Annotated in this window: 11 protein-coding genes; 3 read left to right on the forward strand and 8 right to left on the reverse strand. The window is 67.3% G+C overall.

Features of this window, described 5'->3' with window-relative positions; translation table 11 throughout:
- Positions 1-99: 99 nt before the first annotated feature.
- The 8 genes from AC6IW9_RS05830 to putA form a co-directional block, all read right to left on the reverse strand.
- Complete coding sequence (locus AC6IW9_RS05830) at positions 100-1,290, reverse strand: acetyl-CoA C-acyltransferase (protein WP_497770113.1); 1,191 nt, start codon at positions 1,288-1,290, stop codon at positions 100-102.
- Positions 1,287-2,336 carry an enoyl-CoA hydratase/isomerase family protein gene (locus AC6IW9_RS05835; protein ID WP_497770115.1) on the reverse strand — a complete coding sequence of 350 codons (1,050 nt, stop codon included), beginning with the start codon at positions 2,334-2,336 and terminating at the stop codon, positions 1,287-1,289. The genes AC6IW9_RS05830 and AC6IW9_RS05835 overlap by 4 nt, the downstream gene beginning before the upstream one ends.
- Positions 2,333-3,256, reverse strand: a complete 924-nt coding sequence (locus tag AC6IW9_RS05840; RefSeq protein WP_497770118.1) for a hydroxymethylglutaryl-CoA lyase — start codon at positions 3,254-3,256, stop codon at positions 2,333-2,335. Before AC6IW9_RS05840 ends, AC6IW9_RS05835 begins: the two co-directional genes overlap by 4 nt.
- Complete coding sequence (locus AC6IW9_RS05845; protein ID WP_497770121.1) at positions 3,253-5,238, reverse strand: ATP-binding protein; 1,986 nt, start codon at positions 5,236-5,238, stop codon at positions 3,253-3,255. The genes AC6IW9_RS05840 and AC6IW9_RS05845 overlap by 4 nt, the downstream gene beginning before the upstream one ends.
- On the reverse strand, positions 5,228-6,034 hold the full coding sequence (locus AC6IW9_RS05850) for an enoyl-CoA hydratase-related protein (RefSeq protein WP_497770125.1): 807 nt from the start codon (positions 6,032-6,034) through the stop codon (positions 5,228-5,230). The genes AC6IW9_RS05845 and AC6IW9_RS05850 overlap by 11 nt, the downstream gene beginning before the upstream one ends.
- A 6-nt stretch (positions 6,035-6,040) precedes the next feature.
- Positions 6,041-7,648, reverse strand: coding sequence for a carboxyl transferase domain-containing protein (locus AC6IW9_RS05855; protein WP_497770128.1), 1,608 nt, complete (start codon positions 7,646-7,648; stop codon positions 6,041-6,043).
- Positions 7,649-7,682: 34 nt separating this feature from the next.
- Positions 7,683-8,855, reverse strand: a complete 1,173-nt coding sequence (locus AC6IW9_RS05860) for an isovaleryl-CoA dehydrogenase (protein WP_497770132.1) — start codon at positions 8,853-8,855, stop codon at positions 7,683-7,685.
- Positions 8,856-9,069: 214 nt separating this feature from the next.
- Positions 9,070-12,135: a bifunctional proline dehydrogenase/L-glutamate gamma-semialdehyde dehydrogenase PutA gene (gene putA, locus AC6IW9_RS05865; RefSeq protein ID WP_497770135.1), complete on the reverse strand. Its 3,066-nt coding sequence runs from the start codon at positions 12,133-12,135 to the stop codon at positions 9,070-9,072.
- Between the two features lie 238 nt (positions 12,136-12,373).
- Here putA and otsB point away from each other — a divergent pair, with 238 nt between their 5' ends.
- Genes otsB through AC6IW9_RS05880 form a run of 3 tightly spaced genes read left to right on the forward strand, consistent with a single transcriptional unit; the run spans position 12,374 to position 16,307 of the window.
- Positions 12,374-13,126: a trehalose-phosphatase gene (gene otsB / locus AC6IW9_RS05870; RefSeq protein ID WP_497770138.1), complete on the forward strand. Its 753-nt coding sequence runs from the start codon at positions 12,374-12,376 to the stop codon at positions 13,124-13,126.
- Complete coding sequence (locus tag AC6IW9_RS05875; RefSeq protein ID WP_497770142.1) at positions 13,123-14,922, forward strand: glycoside hydrolase family 15 protein; 1,800 nt, start codon at positions 13,123-13,125, stop codon at positions 14,920-14,922. Before otsB ends, AC6IW9_RS05875 begins: the two co-directional genes overlap by 4 nt.
- Entirely contained in the window at positions 14,919-16,307 is a 1,389-nt protein-coding gene (locus tag AC6IW9_RS05880) for an alpha,alpha-trehalose-phosphate synthase (UDP-forming) (protein ID WP_497770145.1), read from the forward strand. The genes AC6IW9_RS05875 and AC6IW9_RS05880 overlap by 4 nt, the downstream gene beginning before the upstream one ends.
- Positions 16,308-16,310: the final 3 nt, after the last annotated feature.

Consider the following 16,310-nt stretch of genomic DNA (forward strand, 5'->3'; position numbering starts at 1 on the left):
GCGTGATACACCTGCCCGCCTCGGCGAACGCCTTCATCGATGTCATCGGCTATTTCGTGTGATCCTAGGCGACGCCGGGCCGCAGCGAGGCGCCGCCTTTCAGACATTCGCTTCTATGGCTACCGCCGTCGCCTCGCCGCCGCCGATGCACAGCGCCGCGACCCCGCGGCGCAGATCATATCTGCGCAGCGCCGCCAGCAGCGTCACGACGATGCGGGCGCCCGAGGCGCCGATCGGATGGCCGAGCGCGCAGGCGCCGCCATGCACATTCACTTTTTCATGCGGCAGACCGAGCTCGCGCATCGCCGCCAGCACGACGACCGCGAAAGCCTCGTTGATCTCGAAGAGATCGACGCTCGCGAGCGGCCAGCCCGCGCGTTCGCAGAGCTTACGAATGGCGCCGATGGGCGCGATCGGAAAAAGATGCGGAGGCCCCGCATGAGTCGCATGTGCGTGAACACGCGCCAGCGGCGTCAGTCCTTGCCGCTCGGCGTCGCTGCGACGCATCAGCGCTAGCGCCGCGGCGCCGTCGGAGATGGCGCTCGAATTGGCCGCGGTCACCGTGCCGCCATCGCGGAACGCGGGCTTTAGCGACGCGATGCTTTCGCCTTTCGCGGTCGCCGGCAATTCGTCGCGCGTGATTGTCGTTTGCGTCTTACGATCGCGCGTCGTGACCGGCGTCGTCTCCCAATCGAAAGCGCCGCTTGTCGCCGCCTGCTGCGCGCGCCGCAGAGACGACGCCGCATAGTCGTCCTGCATGTCTCGCGTGAATTGATGTGTCGTCGCGCAATCCTCGGCGAAGGCGCCCATGAGCTTGCCCTCGTCGTAAGCATCCTCGAGCCCGTCGAGAAACATATGATCGATCAGCCGGCCATGGCCCATGCGATAGCCGGCGCGGGCGCGGCCGAGCAGATAAGGCGCATTGCTCATGCTCTCCATGCCGCCCGCGACGATCGCGCGCGAGGAGCCCGCAAGCAGCTGATCATAGGCGAGCATCAGCGCCTTCATGCCCGAGCCGCACATCTTGTTGATGGTTACGCATCCGGCGCTGTCGGCGAGTCCGGCGCCGAGCGCCGCCTGTCGCGCCGGCGCCTGGCCGAGGCCGGCCGAGAGCACGCAGCCCATCAGCACGTCGTCCACGCGCTCCGGCGCAAGTCCTGCGCGCGCCACGGCGGCGCGGATCGCCGCGGCGCCGAGCTGCGGCGCGGTCGCGCCTTTCAGCTCCCCGAGCAGCGCGCCGATCGGCGTGCGCGCGGCGCCGACGATCACAATCTGGTTCCGATTGCTCATGTCCAGGCCCTGAAATTCGGCTCGGGCTCGCCGCCGCTCTCGAGCAATGCGGCGACAGAGGCGTCGTCGACTTCGGCGAGCGTCGCCGGCGACCAGCGCGGGCGGCGATCCTTGTCGATCACCGCGGCGCGGACGCCTTCATAGAGATCGTGCGAGCGCAGCAGATTGCAGGCGGCGCGATATTCCGCGAGGAGACACTCCTCGAGCCGTTCCGCATTGGCGGCGCGCTTCAGCAGCAGCGACGTCAGCTTCAAGCTCGTCGGCGAGCGCGCCGCGATCGTCTCCGCGGCTTTGCGCGCGAACTCCGAGCCTTCGGCTTCGAGCGCGGCGATGGTCTCGGCGACGCTCTCTTTCGCCGTGGCGCGTCGCAGCAGCGCTTCGTGCTGCGCCAGCGGCCCGAGCCCGGAATGCCGGGCGAAACGCGCAAGCAACGGCCGAACGTCGTCCATCGTCGCGACGTCGCGCAACTCGCGGAGAACATCGGGGAGAACAGTGGAGTCGATGAGCACGTCGGCGAGGCCGGCGCTGATCGCGTCCTGTGCACAGACGCTTTCGCCGGAAAGCGCCATATAGAGACCGACGCCGCCATTGCGCGTCAGCAGCCATGTGCCGCCGACATCGGGAATGAAGCCGATGCCGGTTTCGGGCATGGCCAGACGGGTGCGCTCGGTGACGATGCGATAGCTTCCGTGCGACGAGAGACCGATGCCGCCCCCCATCACGACGCCGTCCATCACCGCGACATAGGGTTTGGGAAAAGCGGCGATGCGTGCGTTCAGCTCATATTCCTCGCGCCAGAATATCGCATAGCGGCGCCGCTCCTCCGGCGGAAGGCGGTAGAGCGCGCGAATGTCGCCGCCGGCGCAAAATGCGCGCCCGCCCTCCCCTGTCACGATCACGGCGACAATGTCGCGATCCGCGCCGAATTCGTCGAGCGCACGCGAAAAATCCCGCACCATCTCCAGCGTGAGGCTGTTCAGCGCCTCTGGCCTGTCGAGCGAGATCGACGCGGTATGTCGCGCGCGCGAGGCGATGACATTGCTCATGCGGCGCCGTCCTCCCGCACGTGTTTCGCCGCCAGCGCGCGCGCCGTCCTGGATCGATTCGCGCGTCCGAGCCGCTCGGAGATGAAATCTCCCGCCTCGATCGCTGCGGCGAGATCGACGCCGGTCTCGACGCCGGATCGCTCCAGCATATAGACCACATCTTCCGTCGCGACATTTCCCGTCGCGCCCGGCGCGAAGGGACAGCCGCCGAGCCCCGCAATGGCGCTGTCGACAACGCCGACGCCGAGCTCGAGACAGGCGAAAATATTGGCGAGAGCCTGGCCGTAGGTATCGTGGAAATGTACGGCGAGCCGCGTCAGCGGCACGTCGCGCGCCACCTCTTCGATGAGCCGTCGAGCCGGAACGGGCGCGCCGACGCCGATGGTGTCGCCGAGCGAAATCTCCTCGCAGCCGAGCGCGGCGAGATCGCGCGCGAGAATGGCGACCTTGCGCGGCGCGACATCGCCTTCGTAAGGACAGCCGAGCGCGCAGGAGATATAGCCGCGCACGCGCAAATCCGCCGCGAGCGCCGCCTCCGCGACAGGCGCGAAGCGCTCGAGGCTCTCCTCGATCGAGCAGCCGATGTTCGCGAGCGAGAAGCTCTGCGAGGCTGCGGCGAAGACGGCGACGCCGCCGACGCCGCAGGCGATCGCCTCTTCCAGGCCGCGCAGATTCGGCGTCAGAACATCGAGGCGCTCCTGCAGCGAAGGCTTCAGCTCCTGGATGACTTTTCTCGTCGTCGCCATTTGCGGCACGCGGACATGCGAAACGAAGCTGCCCGCTTCGATCTCGCGAAGACCCGCCGCCGCGAGCCGCTCGATCAGCTCGGCCTTGGTCGCGACGGAGATGATCGCCGTCTCGTTCTGCAGCCCGTCGCGCGGGCCGACCTCCACGATGCGCACGCGCTGGGGAAGAGTCATGCGGCCGCTCTCTCGGCGAAGACGACGAGCGTCTCGCCCTGTTGCACCATATCGCCGATCGCCGGGCGCATCTCGACGATGCGGGCGTCGCGCGGCGCCGCCAGCGCGATCTCCATTTTCATCGCCTCGAGCATTACGAGCGGCGCGCCTTTCTTCACATCGTCGCCCGCTCGCGCGAGCACATGCGTCACGCGCGCCGGCAGCGGCGCGGAAAGCGCGGCGTCCTCGCTCGTGGCGAGATGGGGCGCCGCGAGCGGATCGACGAGCTGGAGAGTGTGCTGGCGCCTGTCCAGCCAGACGATGAAGCTTTGCGACCGCGCGACGATCACGAGCGAGCGTCGGACGCCTTCGACGCGCAGGCTCATGCGCGGGCCGTGCGCCTCCGCCTCCACGAGATGCGAGCTTGTCGCTGTATCGAGCCGGAATCGCCCCTCGTCGAGCGGCGCGAGGCGGAGCTCGATCACACATCCCTCGAGCATGAATGCGAGCCTGTGCGAGGCGCCGGCGTTCATGCGCCAGCCGTCGAGAATGTCGAAAGGAGAGGCGTTCTTCGTCTCGTTCCGCAGGCGCGCGAGCCATGCGCCTGCGCCTGCGGCGAGCAAAAAAATTCGGTCCGTTTCATCGACCGCATCGTGCGATCGGATCAGCTCCTCGTGGCGCGGAAGAAATTGCGTGTCGATGGCCGCGGCGCGGAAATCCTCGTTCGCGAGGATGGACATCAGCAATTGCAGATTGGTCTCGACGCCGATGATCTCATATTCGCGCAACGCGGCGGAGAGGCGTGCGCCCGCCGCTTCCCGATTCTCACCCCAGGCGACGATCTTGGCGACCATCGGATCGTAGAAGGGCGTGATCGCGTCGCCTTCGCGCACGCCCGTCTCGACCCGCAACCAGGCGTGCGTCTGCGGCTCGCGCAGATGCGCGAGCGTTCCGATCGACGGAAGAAAGCCGTTCGCGGGCTGCTCCGCATAGAGCCGCGCTTCGATCGCATGGCCGCGCGCCTCGATCCGATCCTGGGTCTTCGGCAGCCTCTCGCCGGCGGCGACGCGCAATTGCCATTCGACGAGGTCTTCGCCCGCGATCATTTCGGTCACCGGATGCTCGACCTGCAGCCGCGTGTTCATTTCCAGAAAATAGAACGCGTCGTTCTCGACCAGGAACTCGACCGTGCCCGCGCCGACATAACCGACGGCCCGCGCCGCGGCGAGCGCCGCCTCCCGCAACCTCTCGCGCAGAGCTGCGGACAGCAGCGGTGCCGGCGTCTCCTCGATGATCTTCTGGTGGCGACGCTGAATGGAGCAGTCGCGTTCGGCGAAGGCGACGCAGTCGCCGTGGGAATCGCCGAATATTTGCGTTTCTATATGGCGCGGACGCTCGAGACGTTTCTCCAGCAGCACGCGATCGTCGCCGAAGGCGGACAGCGCTTCGCGCTTGGCGCCTTCGATCGCGTCGCCGAGCTCGCTCGCATCCGCCACGACGCGCATGCCCTTGCCGCCGCCGCCCGCCGAGGCCTTCACCAGCAGAGGAAAGCCGATGCGTTCGGCGACGCGCGTCAGCGCGTCCCTATCCTGCGCGCCGTGAAAGCCGGGAACCACGGGCACGCCGGCCTTTTCCATCACCGCTTTGGCGTCCGATTTCGAACCCATGAGCCGCATCGCGCTCGCCGATGGGCCGACGAAGACGAGGCCGGCCGCCGCGCAAGCTTCCGCGAAATCGGCGTTTTCCGAGAGAAAGCCATAGCCCGGATGCACGGCCTCGACTTTTGCCGCGCGCGCGACGGCGAGGAGCTTGTCGATCGCCAGATAGCTCTCACGGGCGGGCGCGGCGCCGAGCGGAAACGCTTCGTCGGCGCGCTCGACATGCAGCGCATGGGCGTCGGCGTCGGAATAGACGGCGATCGTCGCGACTCCGAGACGCTTCGCCGTCGCGATCACACGGCAGGCGATCTCTCCACGATTGGCGATGAGCAGCCTACGGAACATCTCGTTCCTTCGCATTGGTTCGCCAGGCAGGCGGACGCTTCTCCAAAAAGGCGGCGAAGCCCTCGCGTCCTTCCGGCGACGTGCGGCGCGTCGCAATTCGTTTCGCCGTCTCTTTCGACAGCTCCTCGTCGATCGCATGGCGCGCGAACAGCAAGCAGGATTCTTTCGCCTCCGTCACAGCGCCGGGCGCGGCGGCGAGCAAGGCTTCGACGATGCGCGCGCAGGCCGCGTCGAGCTCGTCCTCCACGGTCACCTCATGCGCGAGGCCGATCTCACGGGCGCGAATCGCGGGAATGACCTCGGCCGTGAGAAAATAGCGCCGCGCCCGACGCGCGCCTATCGCGCGATGGACGTAGGGGCCGATCACAGAGGGCGTCAGCCCGATCCTCACTTCGCTGAGGCAAAAGCTCGCCGTATCCGCCGCGAGGACGATATCGCAGCAGGAGACGAGGCCGACGCCGCCGCCATAGACGGCGCCGCGCACGAGGGCGAGCGTCGGCTTGGCGAGCCGATCGAGCGTCTGCATCAGCTCCGCGAGCAGCAGAGCGTCGCGCTCATTCTCCTCGAAGCTTTCCGTCGCCATGCGCTTCATCGATTCGATATCGCCGCCCGCGCAGAAATTTCCGCCCGCCCCGGCGAGCAATACGATCCGCACATCCTCGCGCGCTTCGATCCGGCGCAACGCGGCCGTCGTCTCTGCGACGAGCGCGGGGTCGAGCGCATTGCGGCGCTCGGGGCGATTGAAGGTCAGGCTGGCGACGCCATTCGCGTCGATGGATTCGAGAAGGATGGCCATGGCGCCTCACATGCGGAAGAGACCGAAGCGCGTCTCTTCGATCGGCGCATTGGACGCCGCGGCGAGACAGAGCGCAAGCACGCGGCGCGTGTCGGCCGGATCGATGACGCCGTCGTCCCACAGCCGCGCGCTCGCATGACAGGGATGTCCCTGCCTCTCATATTGCTCGCGAATCTGCGCGTGATACGCCTGCTGCTCCTCCGTGCTTCGGGCTCGGCCCTTGGCGGCGTCGCTTTCCGCGCGCACGCGCGTCAGCACTTCGGCGGCCTGCTCGCCGCCCATCACGGAGATGCGGGCGTTGGGCCAGCTCCACAGGAAGCGCGGCGAGTAGGCGCGGCCGCACATCGCGTAATTGCCGGCGCCGAAACTGCCGCCGACGATCACCGTGAATTTCGGAACGGCGGCGGTGGCGACGGCGGTCACCATCTTCGCGCCGTCCTTGGCGATCCCGCGCGCTTCGTAATCGCGGCCGACCATGAAGCCGGTGATGTTCTGAAGAAAGAGCAGAGGAACGCCGCGCTGTGCGCAGAGCTCGATGAAATGCGCGCCTTTGAGCGCGCTCTCGCCGAACAGCACGCCATTATTGGCGAGGACGCCGACCGCATAGCCGCAGATGTGAGCGAAGCCGGCGACCAAGGTCTCGGCATAGAAGCGCTTGAACTCGTCGAACTCTCCCTCATCGACGATCCGCGCCAGCAGCTCGCGCGCGTCATATTGGCGCCGCGGCTCGGCGGGAACGACGCCGTAAATCTCTTCGGGAGCATATCTCGGCGGCGCCGGCGCGCGCATCGGCAGAAAGGGCGTCGGCGCGGCGCCGAGATTGCCGATGATGGCGCGGGCGAGCGCGAGCGCATGGGCGTCGTTCTCGGCGAAATGATCGGCCACGCCGGACTGCCGCGTATGAACCAGCGCGCCGCCGAGCTCCTGCGCGCTCACCACCTCCCCCGTCGCCGCGCGCACCAGCGGCGGGCCGGCGAGGAAAATGCTGCCCGTGTCGCGCACGATGATCGCTTCGTCGGCCATCGCCGGCACATAGGCGCCGCCGGCGGTGCAGGAGCCCATCACCACGGCGATCTGCGCGACGCCGCGCGAGGACATCTGCGCCTGATTGTAGAAGATGCGCCCGAAATGGTCGCGATCGGGAAAGACCTCGTCCTGGCTCGGCAGATGCGCGCCGCCGGAATCGACGAGATAGACGCAGGGCAGGCGATTCTGCAGCGCGATTTCTTGTGCGCGCAAATGCTTCTTCACAGTGAGCGGAAAATAGGTTCCGCCCTTCACGGTCGCGTCATTGGCGACGATCATGCAGGCGCGCCCCCGCACGCGGCCGATTCCGGCGACGACTCCCGCGCATGGGACTTCACCGCCATAGAGATCGAAGGCGGCGAATTGTCCGATCTCGAGAAAGGGCGAGAGCGGATCGAGCAGAAGATCGATGCGCTCGCGCGCCGTGAGCTTTCCGCGCGCGATGTGTTTCTCTCGCGCGGCCGCGCCGGCGCCCTCGCGAATGTGCGCGGCCTTGGCGCGCAGGTCGGCGACGAGGGCGCGCATCGCCTGCGCATTGGCCGCGAATTCGGCGGAGCCCGTGTCCAATCGCGTCTCGAGAACGGACATGTCTCATGACCTCGCGACGCCGGCGTAAAAATGCTCAGGCGGCGGTCTCGGTGAAAAGCTCGCGGCCGATCAGCATGCGGCGAATTTCGCTGGTGCCCGCGCCGATTTCGTAGAGCTTGGCGTCGCGCAGCAGGCGCCCGGTCGGATAGTCATTGATATAGCCATTGCCGCCGAGGCATTGAATCGCCTCGAGCGCCATGCGCGTGGCGTGCTCGGCGGCGAAGAGAATGGCGCCGGCGGCGTCCTTGCGCGTCGTGCGGCCGCGGTCGCAGGCTTTCGCCACCGCATAGACATAGGCGCGTGCGGCGTTCACAGTCGTATACATGTCGGCGAGCTTGGCCTGCATGATCTGGAACTCGCCGATCGGCTGGCCGAATTGCTTGCGGTCGTGCACATAAGGCACGACGATGTCGAGGCAGGCGCGCATGATGCCGATCGGTCCGCCGGCGAGCACGCAACGCTCGTAGTCGAGGCCGCTCATCAGCACATTCACGCCGCGCTCGGGCAGGCCGAGCACATTCTCCTCGGGCACTTCGCAGTCGGAAAAGAACAATTCGCAAGTGTCGGAGCCGCGCATGCCGAGCTTGTCGAGCTTCTGCGCGGTGGAGACGCCTTCGAATCGCTTCTCGACGATGAAGGCGGTGATGCCATGCGCGCCGGCGCCCGGCTCGGTCTTGGCGTAGACGATGATGACATCGGCGATGGGGCCGTTCGTCACCCACATCTTATCGCCATTGAGGATATAGCGGTCGCCGCGCCTTTCGGCGCGCATGGACATGTTCACGACATCGGAGCCGGCGCCCGGCTCCGACATGGCGAGCGCGCCGACATGCTCCCCCGAGACGAGCGCGGGCAGATAGCGCCGCTTCTGCTCGCAGTTGCCGTTGCGGCGAAGCTGATTGACGCAGAGATTGGAATGCGCGCCGTAAGAAAGGCCGACGGAGGCGGAGGCGCGGCTCAGCTCCTCCATCACGACGACATGCTCGAGATAGCCGAGACCTGCGCCGCCATATTCCTCCTCGACAGTGACGCCGAGCAGGCCGAGCGCGCCCATCTTGGGCCAGAGATCGTGAGGAAAGGCGTTGCCGCGATCGATCTCGTTGGCGCGCGGGGCGATCTCCCGTGCTGCGAAAGCTTCGACCTGATCGCGCAGCATGTCGCAGGTCACGCCGAGCGCGAAATCGAGCGAGGGAATCCAGTGGCGCATGGGCTAGACGCTCCGGCCTCGTGTCGTGCGTCGAGAAGAGCCGGAAGGTCTGCGGTCCGACCGCCTCGCAGCTCCCCGGGGAACAAGACCGTCAAATCGACGCACGCCACCCGAGCAAGAGCTAGGGCCGTCGCCGGAGGTTTCAAGAGCCGGGAGGGAATTTGCCGGTCGTTGCGAGAAGCGTGGCGACAAAGCCGATTCGCGGGTGACGGGCTCATTCCGTCATCGACAGAAGGCGCGCGTCGCCGCCGAAGGACGCGGTGTTGACCGTGACCGTCTCTTCGCGCAGGAAACGCGGCAGATAATCCGGCCCGCCGGCCTTGGGGCCGGTGCCGCTCGCGCGCCAGCCGCCGAAGGGCTGGCTGCCGACCACGGCGCCGATCATATTGCGATTGACATAGAGATTGCCCGCCGGCGTCAGCTCGGCCAGCTCGCGAATGCGCGCCTCGATGCGCGAATGCAGGCCCATTGTCAGGCCGAAGCCTGAAAGCGCAATCTCCTCGACGAGACGCGCGAAGCCGTTGTCCTCGGCGCGCCAGCGCGCGACATGCAGCACCGGCCCGAAAATCTCGTCGCGCAGATCGCCGGCGCGATCGAGGCCGACGATATGCGGCGCGACAAAGCTCCCGCTCGGCGGCGCCTCGCCGGCGAACAGCACGCGGCCTTCGGCGCGCCGGCGCGAAAGATAGTCGTCCAGCGACGTCTTCGCTTCTGCGTCGATCACCGGGCCGATGTGCGTCGCGAGAATCCGCGGATCGCCGACGCGAAGCTCGCGCGCGGCGCCGATCAGCATGGCGAGCGCATCGTCGAAAATCTCCTCCTGGAGGCAGAGAAGGCGCAGCGCCGAGCAGCGCTGGCCGGCGGAGCGGAAGGCCGAGACGAGAACATCGTCGGTCAGCTGCTCGAGCAGAGCCGTGGAGTCGGCGATCATGGCGTTGACGCCGCCGGTCTCGGCGATGAGCGGAACGATGGGGCCGTCGGAGGCGGCGAGCGCGCGGTGAATGGCGCGCGCGGCCTGCGTCGAGCCGGTGAACACGACGCCGGCCCTGTGCGCATCGGCGACGAGCGCGGCGCCGATCGCGCGGTCGCCGGGGATGAATTGCAGCGCTTCGCGCGGAACGCCGGCCTCGTGCAGCAGCGCGATCGCCTCATTCGCGACGAGCGGCGTCTGCTCGGCCGGCTTGGCCGCGACGCTATTGCCGGCGACGAGCGCGGCGGCGACTTGTCCCAGAAAAATGGCGAGCGGAAAATTCCACGGCGAGATGCAGACGAAGACGCCGCGTCCGCGCCGAATGAGTCGATTGTCCTCGCCTGTGGGGCCGGGAAGAGCCTCCTCGCGACAGACGACGCGCGCTTCGTTCGCGTAATAGCGGCAGAGGTCCGTCGCTTCGCGCACTTCCGCGAGAGCGTCGTCGAGCGTCTTGCCGCCTTCGTTCTGCAGCAGGGCGATGAGCTTTCCACGCCGCGCCTCGACGAGATCGGCGGCGCGCGCGATGATTGCGGCGCGCGTTTCGAGCGGCGTGCGCTCCCAGCCAGGAAAAGCGCGGGCGGCCGCCGCCATCGCCGCGCGCGCGGTGTCTTCCGTCGCTTCGACGACGCGGCCGACGCATGCGCCGTCGATCGGCGAGACGATATCGCGCGCCGCGCCGCGCGGCCCGATCGAGGGCGTAGCGACGAGGCCGTGACCGTGTTCGGCCTTGGTCTCGTCGAGCAGGGCCGCGAGCGCGGCGGCGTCGCCGAATTCGACGCCGCTCGAATTTCTGCGTGGCGCAAAGAGCGCGCGCGGGAGCGGCAGATGCGAATGGCGCGCATGCGCCGCATCGTCGATGACGTCGCGCGGCTGCCGCAGTAATTCGGCCTCCGGCGTCGCAGGGTCGGCCGCGCGCGCGACGAAGGAGGAGTTGGCGCCGTTTTCGATGAGGCGGCGCACGAGATAGGCGAGTAGGTCGCGATGCGGTCCGACGGGCGCATAGAGCCGGCAGGCGACGCCGCTCCTCTCTTCGAGCAGCGCATCGTAGAGCTCTTCGCCCATGCCGTGCAGGCGTTGGAACTCGTATTCCGTAGAGACGCCGGCGCGTTCGACGATCGTCGCGACGGTGAGCGCATTATGTGTCGCGAATTGCGGGAATAGGCGCGGCGCGGCCAGCAGACGCTCGGCGCAGGCGATGTAATTCAGATCGGTCATCGCCTTGCGCGTGAACACGGGATAGTCGCCGAGGCCGCGTTCCTGCGCGCGTTTGACTTCCGTGTCCCAATAGGCGCCTTTGACGAGGCGCAGCGTGAAGCGTCGGCCAAAATTTTCCGCGAGCGCCTCGGCGTGGTCGATGACCGCGGCGGCGCGCTTCTGATAGGCCTGCACGGCGAGGCCGAAGCCGTCCCAGCCGACGAGCGACGGATCGGCGACGACCTCGCCGATCACATCGAGCGACAGCTCGAGCCTGTCGGCCTCCTCCGCATCGACGGTGAGCGAAATGTCGCGCGCCTTGGCGAGTCGCGCGAGCTCGAGCAGACGCGGCGCGAGCTCGGCGAGGACGCGCTCGCACGACAAGGGCTCGTAGCGCGGATGCAGCGCCGAGAGCTTGACCGACACGCCCGGCCGTTCGACGAGCGAAGCGCCGGTTGCGCGCGCGCCGACGGTCTCGATGGCGTGGGCGTAAGCCTCGAAATGGCGCTCGGCGTCGCGCATCGTTCGCGCGCCTTCGCCCAGCATGTCGAAGGAATAGCGCCAGCGCCGCGCTTCGCCCGCACGGGTCTCGGCGAGCGCTTCCTCGATTGTCTCGCCGAGCACGAAATGGCCGCCCATCACCTTCATCGCCTGGCGCGCCGCCGCGCGCAGCGCCGGCATGCCGAGGCGGCGCGCGAGATCGGCGACGACGCTGCGCGGCGTCTCGCTCGCCGCGAATAATCGCGTCGAGACGCCGAGCGCGAAAGCGCAGGCTTGAACGAGCAGAGCGTCGGATGCCGGCGCATGGCGATCGAAGGCGCCGGCCGCGAGCTTGTCCACGATGAGCCGGTCGAGCGTCGCGTCGTCCGGCACGCGCAGCAGCGATTCGGCGAGCGCCATCAGCGCGAGGCCTTCGCGCGTCGACAGTGAATATTCCTGCAGCAGGCTCTCGACGCCGCCTCGCGCGCGCGGCGAGCGGATGGCGGCGAGCAGACGGCGAGCGAGGGCGTCGGCGCGCGCCTCGCGCTCCGCGTCGCGCGGCGCCGCGAGCAGCCGCGCGGCGATGTCTTCATCCGCGGGATGATAGGGGGCGCGGAACGGCTCTGCTCCCGTCATGTCGTGGTCTCCCGGCGTCGCCGCGTCGCTCTTGCACGATGGTTATTGAAAAGCGGGCGATCGTCCATAGTTGTCTTCGCAAGCGAGGGCGGGAATATGCGCTTCGGCGCGGGCGGCGCCGTTCCTTCCATCCGACCTCTACCCGATATGACGGCGAGCGTGCCGCGCCGCACGACGCTTTCCTTCGGTCTCGCGGTCGGGGCGGCGCACAGACGCGCGGCAGAGGCTGGAGTTGTTCATGTTGCCGGATGTTCGAGAGATCGGTCCTGTCTCGATCTTTCTCGATCTCGACGGAACGCTCGCCGAATTGGCGGAGCGGCCCGAGGCGGTCGTCGTGGCGCCGGAGACGATCCGGCTGCTCGGCGCGCTGCGAAAAAGCTGCGGTCATGCTCTCGCCATCATCTCCGGTCGAGATATAGCCGTCGTCGATCGGCTGCTGCGCCCGCTGGTGCTGCCGGTCGCCGGCGTGCATGGATTGCAGCGGCGCGACGCCGTCGGGGCGCTGCACAGCGCGACGGTCGAGCCGGTCGATATGGCGCCGATCGTCGAAGCCTTGCGCGCCGCCGTCAGCGCGGAGCCCGGTCTGCTCGTAGAGGCGAAGGCGGGCGCCGTGGCGCTACATTATCGGTTGCGGCCCGATCGCCAGCGGCGCTGCCGCGACATCGCCGAGGCCGTCGTGCGCGGACGCTCCGATGTCGAGCTGCTGCCCGGCAAGATGGTTTATGAGATCAGAACGGAGGGCGCCGACAAGGGCGACGTCATCGAGGCCTATCTCAAAGAGGCGCCCTTCGCGGGGCGCCGGCCGCTCTTCGCCGGCGACGACGTCACCGACGAGGTCGGCTTCGCCATCGTCAATGCGCGCGGCGGCGTCTCGATCAAAGTGGGGGCCGGCGCGACGACGCTGGCGCGCTTTCGCGCGGCCGACGTCGCGGAGCTGCGCCGATGGCTCGGCGAGCTCGCGCGCGCCGGCAGAGAGGAGCCTGTCGAATGAATGGGTCGCGGGTGAGCGATCTCGAGCTCGGCGTCGTCGGCAATTGCACCTTCGCCGCGCTGATCGACCGCGACGCCAGCATCGTCTGGTGCTGCCTGCCGCGATATGACGGCGATCCGGTGTTCCACAGCCTGCTCGGGACGCCGAAGGAGATGGAGGACGGCGGCTTCTTCGCCATCGACCTCGAGGATCGCGTGCACAGCGAGCAGAAATATTGCGGCAACACCGCCATTCTCGAAACAGTGCTGCATGGCAAGCAGGGCTCCGTGCGCGTCACCGATTTCGCGCCCCGCTTCTTCTGGCGCGACCGGCTCTATCATCCGCAGATGATCGTGCGCCGGCTGACTCCCGTCTCCGGCACGCCGCGCATCCGCATCCGCGCGCGGCCGCGCTTCGATTATGGCTCGACCATGCCGAGCCTCACCTTCGGCTCGCACCATATCCGTTATGTGGGTCCGCACACGATCCTGCGCCTCACCACCAATGCGCCGATCGATTACGTGCGTGACGAAACCGTGTTCAATCTGAGCCGCCCGGTCGATTTCGTGCTCGGTCCGGACGAGACTTTGAGCGAAGGCATTGCGCAGACGGCGCTCTCCTTCGAGGAGCGCACGCGCGACTATTGGCGCCATTGGGTGCACCGCCTCGCCATTCCCTTCGAATGGCAGAGCGCCGTCATTCGCGCGGCGATCACGCTGAAGCTCTGCACTTATGAGACGACCGGCGCCATTGTCGCGGCGCTGACGACGAGCATTCCCGAGGCGCCGGGCACGCAGCGCAACTGGGATTACCGCTATTGCTGGGTGCGCGACGCCTATTTCGTCGTGCGCGCGCTCAACCGGCTCGCGGCGATGCACAAGATGGAGGATTATTTCGACTGGCTGATGAATGTCGTCGCCTCGGCCGCCGGCGCGCATATCCAGCCGGTCTATGGCGTCGGGCTCGAGGCCGAGCTCACCGAGCGCATCGTCACGACCTTGCCCGGCTATCGCGGCATGGGTCCGGTGCGCGTCGGCAATCAGGCCTTTCAGCATTTCCAGTACGATTCTTACGGCAATGTGATTCTCGGCGTCGCTCAGGCCTTTCTCGACAAGCGCCTGCTGTCGCCGCCGACGCGCATGGATTTCCTTCGTCTCGAGGACATGGGCCGGCAGGCGCTCGCCTGCTACGACAAGCCGGACGCCGGCATGTGGGAGCTGCGCTCGCGCGCGCGCATCCATACGACCTCGAGCCTCATGTGCTGGGCGGCGGCCGACCGTCTCGCGCGCATCGCGGAATATATCGGCGAGCCGGAACGCGCCCGCGATTGGAGCGCCGAGGCGGAGAAGATCCAGAAGGTCATTTTGGAGCGGGCCTGGTCGGAAAAGCGCCAAGCTTTCGTCGAGTCGCTCGACGGCGAACATCTCGACGCCGGCGTTCTGCTGATGGCCGAGGTCGGCTTTCTCGCTCCCGACGATCCGCGCATGCTCTCGACCTTGCGTCAGGTCGAGGCCGTGCTCGGACGCGGGCCGCATATGATGCGCTACGAGGCGGCCGATGATTTCGGTGAACCAAAGACCGCCTTCACGACTTGCTCTTTCTGGCGGATCGACGTGCTGGCGCGCATGGGGCGGCGCGAGGAGGCGCGCGATTATTTCGAGGCGCTGCTCGCACAGCGCAACCGGCTCGGCATGATGTCCGAAGACATAGACATCGAGACCGGCGAAGCCTGGGGGAATTATCCGCAGACCTATTCGATGGTCGGCGTCATCAATTGTGCGATGCGTTTGTCGCGCTCCTGGGAGAAGGCCATATGAAACGCCTCGTCGTCGTCTCCAATCGTGTGGCCGATCCCGGCTGCAGCCAGGCGCTCGGCGGGCTCGCTGTGTGCATTCTCGACGCGCTGCGCAAGCGCGGCGGCTTGTGGTTCGGCTGGAACGGCGAGATCGTCGCGGACGACGCCGAGCTCGAGGCGACGCGCGTCAAATTCGATGATCTGACCTATGCGACGACGCCGCTCACCGAGCGCGACTATCGCGACTATTATCTCGGCTTCGCCAATGCCGCGCTCTGGCCCGTGCATCACTACCGGCTCGACCTCGCGCGCTTCACGCAAGAGGCGATCGACGGCTATCGGCGCGTCAACGACCGCTTCGCCGAAACGCTCGCGCCCATGCTGAAGGCGAGCGATCTCGTGTGGGCGCACGACTATCATCTCATTCCGCTCGGCGCGGGCCTGCGGGCGCGCGGCGTGCGCAACCGCATCGGCTTCTTCCTGCATATTCCCTTTCCGCCGCCGGACGTGCTCGTCGCCATGCCGGAGCACGAATGGCTGATGTCGGCGCTCGTCGATTATGATCTCGTCGGCTTTCAGACGAGGACGGATCAAGCGAATTTCTGCCGTTTCATGTGCGATTTCATGGGCGGCGAGATGGTTACGCCGGACGTGCTGCGCATCGGCGCGCGAACGGTGACGGCGTCGGTGTTTCCCGTCGGCATCGATGTCGACGCCTTCGCCGCGATGGCGGAGAGCCCGAGCGCGGCGAAGCGCATCCAGCGCCTGCATCGCGCCGGCGAGCCGCGCATAAACGTCATCGGCGTCGATCGTCTCGATTATACGAAGGGCCTGCCGGATCGGCTGCGTTCGTTCAAGCGCCTGCTCGAGCTCTATCCGCAGAACTGCAAGGCGGTCACCTTGATGCAGATCGCGCCGCCGACGCGCGAGGATGTGCAGGCCTATGCCGACATTCGTCACGAGCTGGAGGCGCTGTCGGGCGAGATCAACGGTCAGTTCGGCGATTTCGACTGGACGCCGGTGCGCTATCTGCACCGTCGCGTCGATCGCGAGACCTTGGCCGCGCTCTATCGCGGTTCGCAGGTCGGGCTGGTGACGCCGCTGCGCGACGGCATGAATCTCGTCGCCAAGGAATATGTCGTCGCGCAGGATGCGGAAAACCCCGGCGTGCTGGTGCTCTCGCGCTTCGCCGGCGCGGCGGAGGATCTGCAGGAGGCGCTGATCGTCAACCCTTACGACGCCGACGAGGTGGCGAACGCCATGCAGAAGGCGATCGTGATGCCGCTCGCCGAGCGCAAGGAGCGCCACGCCGCGCTGCTCGCCCGCGTGCGCAAGCACGACGCCTATCATTGGATGGACGGCTTCTTGCGCGCGCTCGCGGGGTCTCGAATTCCGCTCGCGGCGTGAGCC

It is taken from the genome of Methylosinus sp. shoA, from assembly GCF_059718125.1.

Excerpts from the sequence above, each read along its gene's own strand:
- AC6IW9_RS05845 (WP_497770121.1), bottom strand. The coding sequence starts at position 5,238 with ATGTTCCGTAGGCTGCTCATCGCCAATCGTGGAGAGATCGCCTGCCGT.
- otsB (WP_497770138.1), top strand. The coding sequence starts at position 12,374 with ATGTTGCCGGATGTTCGAGAGATCGGTCCTGTCTCGATCTTTCTCGAT.
- AC6IW9_RS05830 (WP_497770113.1), bottom strand. The coding sequence starts at position 1,290 with ATGAGCAATCGGAACCAGATTGTGATCGTCGGCGCCGCGCGCACGCCG.
- AC6IW9_RS05835 (WP_497770115.1), bottom strand. The coding sequence starts at position 2,336 with ATGAGCAATGTCATCGCCTCGCGCGCGCGACATACCGCGTCGATCTCG.
- AC6IW9_RS05880 (WP_497770145.1), top strand. The coding sequence starts at position 14,919 with ATGAAACGCCTCGTCGTCGTCTCCAATCGTGTGGCCGATCCCGGCTGC.
- putA (WP_497770135.1), bottom strand. The coding sequence starts at position 12,135 with ATGACGGGAGCAGAGCCGTTCCGCGCCCCCTATCATCCCGCGGATGAA.
- AC6IW9_RS05850 (WP_497770125.1), bottom strand. The coding sequence starts at position 6,034 with ATGGCCATCCTTCTCGAATCCATCGACGCGAATGGCGTCGCCAGCCTG.
- AC6IW9_RS05855 (WP_497770128.1), bottom strand. The coding sequence starts at position 7,648 with ATGTCCGTTCTCGAGACGCGATTGGACACGGGCTCCGCCGAATTCGCG.
- AC6IW9_RS05860 (WP_497770132.1), bottom strand. The coding sequence starts at position 8,855 with ATGCGCCACTGGATTCCCTCGCTCGATTTCGCGCTCGGCGTGACCTGC.
- AC6IW9_RS05875 (WP_497770142.1), top strand. The coding sequence starts at position 13,123 with ATGAATGGGTCGCGGGTGAGCGATCTCGAGCTCGGCGTCGTCGGCAAT.
- AC6IW9_RS05840 (WP_497770118.1), bottom strand. The coding sequence starts at position 3,256 with ATGACTCTTCCCCAGCGCGTGCGCATCGTGGAGGTCGGCCCGCGCGAC.